Genomic DNA, 12366 nt, shown 5'->3' on the forward strand with positions numbered 1-12366 from the left:
GTCAGGAGAGGAGGGTCCGGCCCCACCAGTCGTCCTTGTCGCGGACGCCCGGCGGGACGGCGAAGACGGCCGAACCCACGTGCTGGATGTATTCGTTGAGCGCGTCGTGCCGCGCGAGAGCACGCTGGATCGGGATGAAGCCCTTGCGTACGTCACGCTGGTAAGCCAGGAAGAAGAGGCCCGCGTCGAGACGCCCCAGCCCGTCCGTACCGTCCGTGAAGGAGTAACCGCGGCGCAGGATCGTCGCCCCGCCGTTGGAGTCCGGGTGCGCGAGGCGGACGTGGGCGTCGGGCTTCATCGCCTTCAGGAACGGCTCGTCGCGCTCCTCGGACTTGCCGACGGGCGCGCCCTTCCCCTTGTCCCGGCCGAAGACGTCCTCCTGCTCCTGGAGCGAGGCGCGGTCCCAGGTCTCGATGTGCATCCGGATGCGGCGGGCGACCAGGTACGAGCCCCCCGCCATCCAGGCGCTGCCGTCGTCCGGGCCGGCCCACACGTGCTTGTCCAGCGCGGCCGAGTCGGTGCCCGACACGTTCCGGGTGCCGTCCTTGAAACCCATCATGTTGCGCGGAGTCTGCGCGTCCGGGGTGGTGGAGGACGTCTTGCCGAAGCCCAGCTGCGACCAGCGCACGGCGACCTTGCCGAAGCCGATGCGGGCGAGCTGGCGAATCGCGTGCACCGCGACCTGCGGATCGTCCGCACAGGCCTGCACACAGAGGTCGCCGCCGGAACGAGCCGCGTCGAGGTTGTCGCCGGGGAACGCCTCCAGGTCCACCAGAGCCTCCGGGCGCTCGGCCTCCAGGCCGAAGCGGTCCCGCGCGAAGAGCCCGGGGCCGAAACCGATGGTCAGGGTGAGGCGGGACGCCGACAGGCCGAGGGCCTCGCCGGTGTCGTCCGGCGGCGCCTCCGGCAGACCGCCGAAACCGCCTTCACCGACCGGGAGTCCCGCCGTCATCAGGCGGGCCGCGGCCGTCCAGTCCTTGAGCAACCGGACCAGTTCGGCCCGGTCCTCGGTCCTCACGTCGAAGGCCGCGAAGTGCAGGCGGTCCTGCACGGCGCTGGCGATCCCGGCCTGGTGCTCACCGTGGAAGGGCACCGCGGAACCGGTCCCGGCACCTGAGTCCCCGTCCGAGGCGCCGCTCAGGACCGCGACGGCGCCGCCCGCCGCGGCGCCGAGCGCGAGCCCGGCTCCGCCCCAGCCGAGCACGGCACGGCGCGAGAACGCGGAGCGACCGGCCTTCGGTACCCGCGCGACCTGTTCGGTCTGTTCGACCTGTTCGGGCTGCTCGTACTGGTCGTGCTGCTCGGGTTCTTCCGGCATGGTGATTCCCGTTTCTTCCCGGCCGGCCCTACTTGGCGACCGCTGCGGCGAGCTTGGAGAGCGGCTCGGCCAGCGCGTTGACGCTGTCGGAGAACTGCTTGCGGTCCGCCGTGCCGACCTTGTCATACGTGACGAAGGCGGTGGCTCCCGGGGCACTGCGGTACTTCTCCAGCAGGGCGTCCAGGGCGGCGAACTGCTTGTCCAGCTCCGTCACCAGGGCGGCGTCGTTCTTCGCGGCGGTCGGCTTGAGCAGCTCGTACGCCTTCTGGGCACCCTCGACGTTGGCCTTGAAGTCGTCGAGGTCGGTGTGGGAGTAGCGGTCTTCCTCGCCGGTCACCTTGCCGGTGGCGACCTCGTCCAGCAGCTCCTTGGCGCCGTTCGCCATCGAGGTGGGGGTGATCTCCGCCTGGCCGACCCGCTTCTGCCAGTCGGTGAGGTCCTTGTCGAGCTGGGTGGCGAGGGCCTTCTCCTCGTCGCCGATCTTCTTGTCGGCCCACAGCGCCTTCTCCAGGCGGTGCCATCCGGTCCACTTCTGGCCGGGTTCCAGGCCGTCCGCGCGGGTGTCGGTCAGCGGGTCGATGTCGCCGAAGGACTCGGCGATCGGCTCGGTGCGCTCCCAGCCGGTGCGGGAAGGTGCGAACGCCGCCTTTGCCGCCGTGATGTCACCGGCGCGGACCGCGTCCGTGAAGACCTTGACCTTCGGGAGGGTCTCGTCGGCCTGCCCCTGCGCGTACGAGCGGTAGGCGGCGACAGCGGCGTCGAGCTCGGGGCTGCGCTTCTGCGCGCCCTTGCCGGTGGCCTGGACCTTGGTGCGGATGCCGTCACCCTTCATACCGGGCTTGCAGGCGAACTCGTAGTCGCCCGCCTTGACCTCGGCGGTGATGGTGGCCTTGGTGCCGGGGCCGATGTTCTCGCGCTCGGCGGCGATCCGGTCGTCCGGGAAGAGGACGTACAGCTCAGTGACCTTGGAGCCCTTGTTCTCGACCTCGACGGAGATCTTGCCCGCCGGGAACTCGGTCTTGGAGACCTTGCAGGCACTGTCCGACGCGGTCACCTGGATGGCGCCGGTGGCTCCCGCGTCGGTCTTCTGGGCACACCCCGTGGCGGTGACGGTGACTATCGCCAGACCGGCGGCTGCAAGAAATGCCGCGCGGGAGGATGAGGACATCATGGCTCCAGGGAAAGCGGGGCGGCAGAGCCGCAGAGTTAGGCAAGGCTGCCCTTCCGACTACGGAACTGTAGACGATGGTCGTCGATACGTCTGCCCCCGGGCCCGTGCGGGGTGTGAGGGCGCCCCGGCCGCCCCTCCCGGTGGAACCGCCCCAGCAGTGCCGACGTGACGGTGAGGCAGGTCGCGGCGAGGAGCCAGCCGCCGACCACGTCGGTGAACCAGTGCACGCCGAGGTAGACCCGGGTGAGACCGACCGTGACGGCCCAGGCGGCGAGCAGGCACCAGCAGATCCGGGTGACGGCCGGGGCGGCTGCCCGCCAGGCGGCCCAGGCCAGCAGTCCGGCCGTGAGCGCCGAGGTCGTGGCGTGACCGGAAGGGAAGGAGTACCCGGAGGCGTGCGTGGCCCAGTCCACCGCGGGCGGGCGGGGCCGGGCGAGGGGGTACATCACGGCGAGGCGCACACCCTGCGCAAGCAGCAGGAAGCCCGTCGTCGCAACCGCCGCCAGCAGTCGCCCGCGGACGCCCCGGCCGGCGACGAGTCCCGCTGCGGCGGCACACAGGTAAGGCGTGGGGCCGCTGCCGGTCGCGGTGATCCCCCGGGCGAGGGTCACGGCGACCGGGGGCCGGTGCGCAGCCGACCATCGGTGCAGACTCTCGTCGAAGGGATACGGGGCCCCGTGGCGGAGGGCGATCAGGGCGGTCAGCAGGGCGAATGCCGCCGCGCCCAGTGCCGCGGCCGGCCACCACCGCCCCGGCGGTACGAGGGGGAGTTTCATCCCTGAGCCCGTCAGCTTCATCTTCGTCCCGAGCCCTTCAGCCCGAGACGACCAGGGGCCGCAGTGCGGTGGTGCCCAGCCGTCGTACGGCGGGCGCGCCGCGGCGTGCCGCCCGGGAGAGGGGCAGAGCGAGGGCCGTTCCGACGAGCAGCCCGAGCAGGACGTCGTGCGGATAGTGCGCGCCCACCCAGACGCGGGAGAAGGCCATGAGCAGGGCGGCCGGGGCCGCGATCGCCGCCATCCGACGGTCGACGAGCCACAGGGCGGCGACGGTGGCGGCCGCGATGGTGGCGTGATTGCTGGGGAAGGACCAGTCGCCGGGCGGCGGACAGGCCTCGAGCGTGACCGCGTGCAGGGCGCGGCAGGGCCGCTGTTCGTGAAAGACGGACTTGATGCCGGTGTCGACGACGAACGTGGCACACACCACGAGGGGTGCGGCCAGGGCCATCGCGGTCCTCGCCGGGTCACCGGCCTTGCGGGCGCGCCACCACGCGGCCACCATCAGCAGACCGAAGAGGGCGAGACCGTAGGTGGACCAGGCCGAGATCAGGCTGTCCAGCCAGGAGGGCGCGCGCTGGGCGAGGCCGGTGATCGAGGTGTAGAGACTTCCGTCCACGGACGGTCCGTCAAGGGCGAGTGGGCTCAATGTGAGCCTCCGTTCGTGGGCTTGCCGCTGCCGCGGCGGCGGATCACTTCGACCGCCAGCGGGGTGAGGGAGACGAGTACGACGAGGGCGACGATCGGCAGGAGGTAGCGATCGACGTTGGGGACGGAGGAGCCCAGCCCGTAACCGGCCAGCACCAGACCGGCGGTCCACACCATCCCGCCGACGATCTGCCAGAGGGTGAAGACCCGGGCGGGTACGTTGAGCGCCCCGGCCAGCGGATTCAGCACGGTCCGCACGATCGGTACGAAGCGGGCGAGGACGATGGCCTTGGCGTGTCCGTAGCGGTCGAGGAGTTCTTCGGCCCGCTCGGCGCCCTCGTGGAGTTTCCGGCTGGAACTGCGGGTGAGCAGCGCCCGGCCGGCCCGACGGCCGAGCAGGTAGCCCGCCTGCGCCCCGAGCAGTGCTCCGGCGACCGCCGCGCACAGCACCTGCGGCAGAGAGAGGTGGACCGGCCCGTGGATGCCCGGGGCGGCCAGGAGGCCCGCGGTGAAGAGCAGGGAGTCACCGGGGAGGAAGAAGCCGACCAGGAGACCGGTCTCGGCGAACAGGACCACCGCGATGCCGATGGCACCGAACGCGGACAGGAGGGAACCGGCGTCGAGCACATTCACGGACAGGGTCACTTCGAACAGCTCCCATAAGCTTGAGAGGACCGAGGCCGGAGGGGAACACCTCAGCGCATGACCGTCTACAGTGCTGTAGACGGTCTACATCACTGTAGACGATCGATCGTGGAGGAGCGCACCCATGGGGGACGCGACCGGTGAGCGGCGCCCGGCCGGAGAGCTCGAGGCCGGTGTGCTGGCAGCACTCTGGGCGGCGGAAGGCCCACTCACGCCGGCCCAGGTCCAGGAGGCGGTCGGCGGCTCACTCGCCCGTACGACGGTGACGACCATTCTGTCCCGCCTCCACGAGAAGGGGACCGTGACGCGCTCGCGATCCGGGCGCGGCTTCGCCTACGTCCCGGCCGAGAACGCCTCCGGGCTCACCGCCCGGCGGATGCACGCCGAACTCGCCAAGGACGAGGACCGGGGCGCGGTGCTGAGCCGGTTCGTCTCCCAGCTCAGCGACGAGGACGAACGTCTGCTGCGCTCCCTCCTCGACGAGGACGGGGCCCCCTCGTGATGCTCGCCGTGTGGCTTCCCCTGCTGCTTCCCTTCCTCGCGGGTCCGGTGGGCCGTCGGCTGAGCGCGGCTCTGCCCCCGAGGCAGGCGGTCCGGCTGCTGGCCCTGACCGCCGTCGGCCTCGCGGCGACCAGCACCTGTGCGCTGGCACTGCTCGTCGTCCCCGGCGCCACCCATCTGCACGACGTCGCGGTCCTGGCGCATCTGCTCACACCGCTGACCTCCGGACCGCCCGGCGCCACCGTCGCCGTCACCGTCGTCGCGGCAGCGTCGCTGGTGTGGTGCGTCACCCTGCTGGTGCGCGGGGTCGTCCGGCGCCGGAGCCGCCTGCGGCAGGCCCGCGACCTGGCGGCCCGGGCGGACGGTGAGCTGGTCGTCCTGCCCGAGGAGTTCCCCGACGCCTACGCGCTGCCCGGCCGGCCCGGCCGCATCGTCGTCACCACGGGCATGCTGCGCGCGCTCACCGCACCCGAACGCGAAGCCCTCCTCGCCCACGAGCGCGCCCACCTCGACGACCGCCACCACCTGTTCACCGCCGTGGTCGATCTGGCAGGACTCTGCCATCCGGCTCTGCGCGCCCTGCGTGAACCCCTTGCCTACGCGGTGGAACGCAGTGCCGACGAATCGGCGGCCGCCGCCGTCGGAGACCGCCGGCTCACCGCCCGGGCCATCGGCCGGGCCGCCCTCTCGGCGCGCGCCACTTCCCTGGCTCCGCCCGCACGACCCGGCCCGGCCCTCGCGGCGACCGCCGGCCCCGTCCCCCAGCGGGTGGCCGCCCTGCTCGGTGGGCACGCTCCGGACCGAACCGTCCGGCCCCTGACCCGGCGGGTGGCCGCCGCCGCCCTGCTGGCCTGCGTCGTCGTGTCCGCCGGCGCGTCCCTCCACGCCGCCGCCGACCTGCACACCGGCATCGAGATCGCCCAGGGCGAGCAGCCCTGAGAGACGCCTGAACCGGAGCGGCGTGCCATCGGAAGGACGGCGCGGGCCACGGCCGGGAACCGCCTTTGTAGAGTGAGGTGAGGCATACCTACTCTGATGCCCGGGCATGCTCGCCCGGGGTGACGGCAAGGCGGTGGCGGGACGGTGGGGGACGGCCAGGACGCGAGGCGTCCGCACGGTGGGCTCGTCGCGGACGTACTGGCGGTTCTCTGGGCCGCACGCGAGCCGATGACCCCGCAGCAGATCAACGCCGCGATCGGCCGGGACCTGGCGCGGACCACGGTGACGACCATCCTGACCCGGCTGCACGAGAAGGGGATGCTCGTGCGGACCCGTGCGGTCCGGGGCTTCGCCTACGCCGCGGCGGACGACGCCGCCGGGCTGGCGGCCGGCCGGATGCGCCGTGAACTGGAGCGCGAGCCCCGTCGCGACCTCGTTCTGAAACGCTTCGTCTCCTCGCTCTCCGAGGGCGACGAAGAGGCACTGCGGCGCATGCTGCTGGAGTCCGGGGGAGACGCGTCGGGGGCACACGCGTGACGCTCGTTCTGACCGTGGTCGTGCTGACCCTGCTGCTTCCGTGGGGCGCAGCCGCGGCAACCCGTCGGCTGGCCTCGCTCCTGCCGCCGCGAGAAGCCTGCGCCGCGCTCACGTCGGCTGCCCTGCTGCTGGCGGCCGGTACGGTCGCTGCGCTCGTCGGCCTCTTCCACGTACCGTTCCTCGCCTCCCTCGAACAGGTGTCGCTGGCGCGGTCGGCCGCCGAGTGGCCCGCGACCGCGCCGCTCGCCGCCGCCGCCGGCGCGGTGCTCTCGATCCAGGCGTTGCTGGCCGGCCGCCGCTGGTACGAGCTCCGCTCGATCCTGGCGAGCGCCTGGGCGGCGACCGGTGAAGCGGGGAGCGACGGCGACCTGCTGGTGGTGCCGGGTTCCGGTCCACAGGCCTTCGCACTTCCGGGCCGGCGCGGGCGGCACGGGCGCGTCGTGGTGACGACGGGCATGCTCCAGGCTCTGGACCCGGCGGAGCACGAGGTGCTGTACAGCCATGAGCGGGCCCACCTGGCGGGCCGTCACCACCTGCTGACCCTCGCCGTCCACCTGGCCGGGGCGGTGCACCCCGCCCTGCGCTCGCTGCTCCCGGCCCTGGACTACCACCTGGAGCGCTGGGCGGACGAGTCGGCGGCCGCCTCGGTGGGCGACCGGAAGCTCGCCGCGACGGCGATCGCGCACGCGGCACTGGCCGTCGCGTCCTCCGGACGGCCGGACACGATCCGCGGCCCGCTGCTCTCCGTCGCCACCGGCCCGGTCCCGCAGCGGGTCAGGGCCCTGCTGGGCCCGGAACCTTCGCGGCCGCATTCGCGCGGTGCGCGGGCGGCCACGGCCGGGCTCGCGGCGGTGGTCGCGGTGTCGGCGCTGCTGGGACTGGTCCTGCCGTACGGACTTCACGAGTACGTGGAGTCCGCCGCCCGGGCGTTGCTCGCGCGCTGAGCGCACCCCGGTCCGCCGGACCGACGGGGTGAGCGGGTGCGAGGACCCTTCCCGCCGGAGGGCTCCGGCGGGAAGGGCGGGGTCAGGCAGCCGGCACGGTGTCCTCGAAGGACTTGCCCGCCGCCCGGTAGGCGGCGATCTCGGCCGTGACCTGGGCCGGGGTCAGCACCTGGTCCTTGACGTGCAGTACCCAGTCGACCTTCTGGTCGTAGGCGCGCGGGGTGGTGCTGGTCTGGCCCGCGAGGTCGATCAGCCACTGGTTGAAGTTGATGGACATCGGCCGCTCCGGCAGGTAGCGGGAGTCGTGGCGCCCGAACTCGACGCCGTCGATGTAGTAGACGATGGACGTGTTGTCTATGGCGAGGACGAGGTCGTGCCAGCCCGCGTAGCTGACCCGTGATTCGGAGTGCTGGTTGACCGCCTCCCAGGGGTCGGGACGGTAGGTCTCCCAGGACGTGGTGTAGAGGATGTTCGAGGGCTCGCCCCAGCCGCCGTTGGGCAGGTACTCGAAGTCGTACTCGGCGTAGTCGTCGGCCATCGGCGCCTTGAGGTCGTTGATGGTGAAGAAGGTACTGACGAGGTGGTCCCCGTCGGGGCCGGACTTCGGCGCGTCGGCGAACCGCACCCGCGCCGCGTAGGTGCCGTTGCGGAACTTCGTCGCCTTGGTGAGGACCTCCGCCTGCTCGGTGGTCTCCGCCGTACCGGCGGTGGAGGTCTCCAGGTTCATGATCGAGTTGGTCCCCTCCTTGGCGAAGGTGACGTTCTCGGCCGGCCAGCTCGCACCGGGCACCCCGGGGCCGCCCGAGTTGGAGCGCACGTTCCAGCCGTGGGCGCCGATCGAGGGGTCGCTGTACGAGGTGTAGTCGAAGTCGTCGAAGAGCCGGGGGCCGGCGGCGGGCGGGTCGGTCGGGCCGGTGGGGTCGGTGCCCGGTCCGTTGCCGGCCGGCGCGGTGCCCCACACCTGGGTGCCGCCGACGGTCGCGGTGACCTTGGACCAGTTCGCGTACGAGGTCTGCCCGGACCCGAAGGAGTAGTCGTCGCTCTGGTTCAGCGGCTGCCAGTTGGAGCGGTAGAACCGCAACTGCATGTCCCCGGTGTCCGCGCCCGGGGCGAGCGAGCCGGCCCCGGCGGTGAAGCCGATCTCCAGGTACCGGTCGGCCGTCGCGGTGGGGTTCGCGAGCGTGCCGAAGGTGCCCGTGATGTTGGCGCACCCCTTGACCGCCCAGGAACAGGCGTAGGTGTACGAGGCGCCGGCCTCCGCCTTGAAGTAGTAGCGGATCTTGACCTGGGCGAGGGAGACGGAGGCGCTGCCGGTGTTGACGGCCTTGAACCAGGGTTCCGCCTGGTCGGAGCCGGCGGAGCTCTGCCGGTACTGGACCGTCAGCGGTACGCCGGCGGCGGTGGCGGGTACGGCCGCCAAGGTGGCGCAGCCGAGGCCGGCCAGCGCCGCGGCGGCCAGTGCGACGCGGACTCGGGAGACGTGGGGGCGGCGGGTGCGTGCTCTGTCGTTCGTGGCTGTGCTCGTCACCTGGTGTTCCTTTCGGGATGGTGGAGCGTGGAGGGACGGCTCGGCACTCCCAGGGCGTCGAGCCGGGTCTTGTGGTGGTCCAGTCGCGTCCGGAACCCGTCCCAGTCGCCGCCGCCGGACCAGGCGGTGTCGGCGAGAGCGCAGAGCCGGGGGAAGAGGAGGTACTCGGCGTGCGCGGCGGTGGGCACGTACTCGGTCCACAACTGCGCCTGGGTGCCGAGCACCTGGGCGGCGTCCGCCGGATCCCAGTGGCCGGGCGCGGGGTCGGTGGCGTAGACGGTCGGCAGGTCCACGGTGAGGCCGGGCTGCCCCGGCGGTTCCTCGGGGTGCGTGGACGCCGGGTAGTCGAGGTAGGTGGAGCGGTGCGGGGTCATGACGACCGGGTGGCCCTGACGCGCCGCCGCGAGCCCGTGCTCCGCCTCCCGCCAGGCCAGCACGGTGAACGACTCCGGCAGGTCGTCACCGCTCTCGGTCCAGCCCAGCGGGCGTCTGCCGTGCTCGGTCAGGAACGTGCCGACCTGTTCCATCAGCCAGCCGCGGAGCTCCTCGGGCCCGGCCAGACCCTGTTCGGCGACGCGCCGCAGCGCGGTGGGCGAGGAGTGCCACTCGTCGGTCGGGCACTCCTCGCCGCCGACGTGGATGTACGGCGAGGGGAAGACCTCCATCACCTCTCCTAGCACGGTCCGGCAGAAGTCGAGTGCCTCGTCGTGGACGCCCAGGACGGTGTCGCACACGCCGTAGCGGTCCCAGACGTCCAGCCGGCGGTCGGGGAAATTGCCGAGGTGCGGGTAGGCGGCGAGGGCGGCACGGACGTGGCCGGGCATCTCGATCTCCGGGACGACGGTCACCCCGCGGTCGGCGGCGTACGCGACGAAGTCCGTCAGTTCCCTCCGCGTGTACGCGCCCCCGTGCGGCAGCCCGCCCACCTCGGTGAGCCGGGGGTAGGCACCGACCGGCATCCGCCAGCCCTGGTCGTCGGTGAGGTGCAGGTGCAGCACGTTGAGTTTGTGCAGGGCGAGCAGGTCCGTGACGCGCCGCAGGAACGAGACGGGCTGGAAGTGGCGGGCCACGTCGAGCATTGCCCCGCGCCAGGCGAAGCGCGGCACGTCCGTCGTCTCCAGGCAGGGGACCGACCACGGCGTGCCGTGCACCGGGACGGCGGAGAGGGCGGCGGGTGGCAGGAGCTGACGGAGTGTCTGGACGCCGTGCAGCAGGCCCGCGGGCCGGGCCGCCCGCAGCAGGACGGCGTCCTCGCTCACGGTGAGTCCGTAGCCCTGGGTGCCGAGTCCGGTGAGCCCGGGATCGAGGGCGAGGACGATACGGCCGTCGTTCGCGAGGGGCAGCGGCAGCCCGGTCGCCGGGGCGAGCAGGGTACGCAGCAGCAGGGCGGCGGGCGCGGTGCCCGGGGTCGCGCGGATCGCCGTGGCGGAGTCGAAGGTGAACCGGCCTCGTCGGACGTGGAGCCGTAAGGGACCCGGTACGAGGCCGAGGCCGGCGGGGGGCATGGACACGGTTTCTCCTATCCCTTGACCGCGCCACCGGTCATACCGGTGGCGACCCGTCGCTGGAGAACGAGGAAGAGGACGAGGACGGGCAGCGCGAAGAGGGTGGAGGCCGCCATGGTGGCGCCCCAGTCCGTGCCGAAGACGTTCGAGAACGAGGAGAGCCAGACGGGCAGCGTCCGGTCGTCCTGGTTCTTGATGATCAGCATGTTGGCGAAGGCGAACTCGTTCCAGGCGGTGATGAAGCCGAAGAGGGACGTGGCGAGCAGGCCCGGCGCCAGCAGGGGGAAGGTGACCCGGCGGAAGGCGGCGGCCCGGGTGCAGCCGTCCACCTGGGCCGCCTCCTCGAGCTCGGCGGGGATCGCGGAGAGGAAGCTCCGCAGGGTCACGATGGTGAACGGCAGCGTGATCATGAAGTAGACGAGGGTCAGGGTCGTGAGCCGGTCGAGCATGTCGGTGTCGCGGGCGATGACGTACATCGGGATCAGCAGCGCCTCCCAGGGGGCGACCTGCGCGACGAACACCATGAGGACGAAGCCCCGCCGCCCCTTCCACCGCAACCGGGCCACGGCGAACGCCGCACCGAGGGCGACGGCGAGGGCGAGCAGCACGCAGCCGGCCGTGACGAGGAGGCTGTTGCGCCAGAACGACCAGAAGCCGTCGGCCGTCACCGCGTCGGAGAAGTGCTCCAGCGTCACCGAGGTGGGCAGGAACACCGGAGTCTCGGCCTGGATGTCCGCGGTCGGTTTGAATGCGGTGAGGATCATCCAGTAGACGGGGAAGACACTGAGCGCGAAGACGATCAGCGCCCCGGCGTTCACGGGCAAGCCGCGCAGGGCCACACGGGCGGGACGGGTGCTCACAGCTCGGCCTCCTGACGGAACATCTGGCGGAAGTAGAGGATCAGCGCGCCGACCAGGACGAGCACCGTGAGGGTCGCCGCCGCGGCCCCGAGGTCGTAGCGGTGCAGCGACTGGGCGACCTGGTAGGCGTAGACGGGGAGCGTGGTGGTCGCGCCGCCGGGACCGCCCTTGGTGACCGCCCAGATCTGCGCGAAGCACCGGAAGACCCAGATGACTTCGAGGCTCAGCATCAGACCGAAGACCGGCCGCAGGACCGGCAGGGTGATGGAGCGGAAGATCCGCCAGCCGCCCGCTCCGTCGATCCGGGCGGATTCGAAGAGTTCGGCCGGGACCGTGGTCAGCGCGGAGTGCAGGGTGATGGCGACGAACGGTACCGACTGCCACACCACGAGCAGCACCAGGACGGTGAAGGCGGCCGGACCGTGCGCGAACCAGGAGTAGTCCTCGAAGGAGTCGAAGCCCAGCCGGACCAGCAGCCAGTTGACCACTCCCAGCCGGGAGGAGAAGAGCCACTGGAAGACCGTGGTGGTGGCGATCACCGGACTGGCCCAGGCGAGCACCAGCCCCACGAGGACCAGGGTCCGCATCCGCTTGCCGAGCCGTTGCAGCATCAGCGCGACGCCGGTGCCGATCACCATGATGAGCGTGACGTTGATCGCGGTCCACCACAGCGTGCGCCGCGCCACTTGCCAGAACTCGCCGTCCCGCAGGATCGCCGAGTAGTTCTCCAGGCCCGCGAAGTCCGCGTTCCCGCGGATCAGTTCCGCCATGCCGTAGTGCTGGAAGGAGATCAGCAGGTTACGGGCGAGGGGATAGGCCAGCAGGAACGCGAACCCGATCACGGTGGGGGCGATCAGCAGATACGGCCAGAGGGTGCCCGGTACGCTGCGGCGGAGACTGCCCCGCCCGCGCCCGCGGGGATCGGCCTCCGGGGCGGCGGGGCCGGCCGGTACGGGCCGCGCCGTGCCGGGCCGGTCCGCGGTCCGCGTCACGCGCG

Annotated in this window: 13 protein-coding genes; 4 read left to right on the forward strand and 9 right to left on the reverse strand. The window is 72.1% G+C overall.

The annotated features are described in order from the left end of the window. Position 1 precedes the first annotated feature (1 nt). From efeB to ACFYPN_RS26640, 5 genes are read right to left on the reverse strand one after another with little or no spacing between them, the layout of a single operon-like run. A complete protein-coding gene (gene efeB / locus ACFYPN_RS26620; RefSeq protein ID WP_389301600.1) occupies positions 2–1318 on the reverse strand; it encodes an iron uptake transporter deferrochelatase/peroxidase subunit in 1317 nt (438 codons plus the stop codon). Between the two features lie 28 nt (positions 1319–1346). Further along, positions 1347–2486, reverse strand: coding sequence for an iron uptake system protein EfeO (efeO, locus tag ACFYPN_RS26625; protein ID WP_389301778.1), 1140 nt, complete (start codon positions 2484–2486; stop codon positions 1347–1349). Positions 2487–2524: 38 nt separating this feature from the next. Beyond that, positions 2525–3265, reverse strand: coding sequence for a phosphatase PAP2 family protein (locus tag ACFYPN_RS26630; RefSeq protein WP_389301602.1), 741 nt, complete (start codon positions 3263–3265; stop codon positions 2525–2527). Between the two features lie 37 nt (positions 3266–3302). Beyond that, positions 3303–3911 (reverse strand): phosphatase PAP2 family protein, encoded by a 609-nt coding sequence (locus tag ACFYPN_RS26635; protein ID WP_358760235.1) that lies wholly within the window; start codon positions 3909–3911, stop codon positions 3303–3305. After that, positions 3908–4555 (reverse strand): DedA family protein, encoded by a 648-nt coding sequence (locus ACFYPN_RS26640; RefSeq protein WP_358760233.1) that lies wholly within the window; start codon positions 4553–4555, stop codon positions 3908–3910. Before ACFYPN_RS26640 ends, ACFYPN_RS26635 begins: the two co-directional genes overlap by 4 nt. 124 nt (positions 4556–4679) lie before the next feature. Here ACFYPN_RS26640 and ACFYPN_RS26645 point away from each other — a divergent pair, with 124 nt between their 5' ends. The 4 genes from ACFYPN_RS26645 to ACFYPN_RS26660 all read left to right on the forward strand — a co-directional run bounded on the left by ACFYPN_RS26645 (position 4680) and on the right by ACFYPN_RS26660 (position 7476). Further along, positions 4680–5057 carry a BlaI/MecI/CopY family transcriptional regulator gene (locus ACFYPN_RS26645; RefSeq protein WP_358760231.1) on the forward strand — a complete coding sequence of 126 codons (378 nt, stop codon included), beginning with the start codon at positions 4680–4682 and terminating at the stop codon, positions 5055–5057. Then, positions 5057–5995: a M56 family metallopeptidase gene (locus ACFYPN_RS26650; RefSeq protein WP_389301781.1), complete on the forward strand. Its 939-nt coding sequence runs from the start codon at positions 5057–5059 to the stop codon at positions 5993–5995. The genes ACFYPN_RS26645 and ACFYPN_RS26650 overlap by 1 nt, the downstream gene beginning before the upstream one ends. Positions 5996–6139: 144 nt before the next feature. Further along, complete coding sequence (locus ACFYPN_RS26655) at positions 6140–6532, forward strand: BlaI/MecI/CopY family transcriptional regulator (protein WP_389301605.1); 393 nt, start codon at positions 6140–6142, stop codon at positions 6530–6532. Further along, entirely contained in the window at positions 6529–7476 is a 948-nt protein-coding gene (locus ACFYPN_RS26660; RefSeq protein WP_389301608.1) for a M56 family metallopeptidase, read from the forward strand. Before ACFYPN_RS26655 ends, ACFYPN_RS26660 begins: the two co-directional genes overlap by 4 nt. An 82-nt stretch (positions 7477–7558) precedes the next feature. Here ACFYPN_RS26660 and ACFYPN_RS26665 read toward each other — a convergent pair whose 3' ends face one another. The 4 genes from ACFYPN_RS26665 to ACFYPN_RS26680 are packed head-to-tail and all read right to left on the reverse strand — an operon-like array spanning position 7559 to position 12361. Further along, a complete protein-coding gene (locus tag ACFYPN_RS26665; RefSeq protein WP_389301610.1) occupies positions 7559–9004 on the reverse strand; it encodes a cellulose binding domain-containing protein in 1446 nt (481 codons plus the stop codon). Further along, the gene (locus ACFYPN_RS26670; protein WP_389301784.1) at positions 9001–10509 is read right to left on the reverse strand and encodes a beta-N-acetylhexosaminidase; all 1509 of its coding nucleotides are present in this window, start codon (positions 10507–10509) and stop codon (positions 9001–9003) included. The genes ACFYPN_RS26665 and ACFYPN_RS26670 overlap by 4 nt, the downstream gene beginning before the upstream one ends. A gap of 14 nt (positions 10510–10523) precedes the next feature. After that, a complete protein-coding gene (locus tag ACFYPN_RS26675; RefSeq protein ID WP_389301613.1) occupies positions 10524–11369 on the reverse strand; it encodes a carbohydrate ABC transporter permease in 846 nt (281 codons plus the stop codon). Next, positions 11366–12361: a carbohydrate ABC transporter permease gene (locus tag ACFYPN_RS26680; RefSeq protein ID WP_389301616.1), complete on the reverse strand. Its 996-nt coding sequence runs from the start codon at positions 12359–12361 to the stop codon at positions 11366–11368. Before ACFYPN_RS26680 ends, ACFYPN_RS26675 begins: the two co-directional genes overlap by 4 nt. Positions 12362–12366: the final 5 nt, after the last annotated feature.

Source organism: Streptomyces sp. NPDC005576 (assembly GCF_042871745.1).
Classification (GTDB): domain Bacteria; phylum Actinomycetota; class Actinomycetes; order Streptomycetales; family Streptomycetaceae; genus Streptomyces.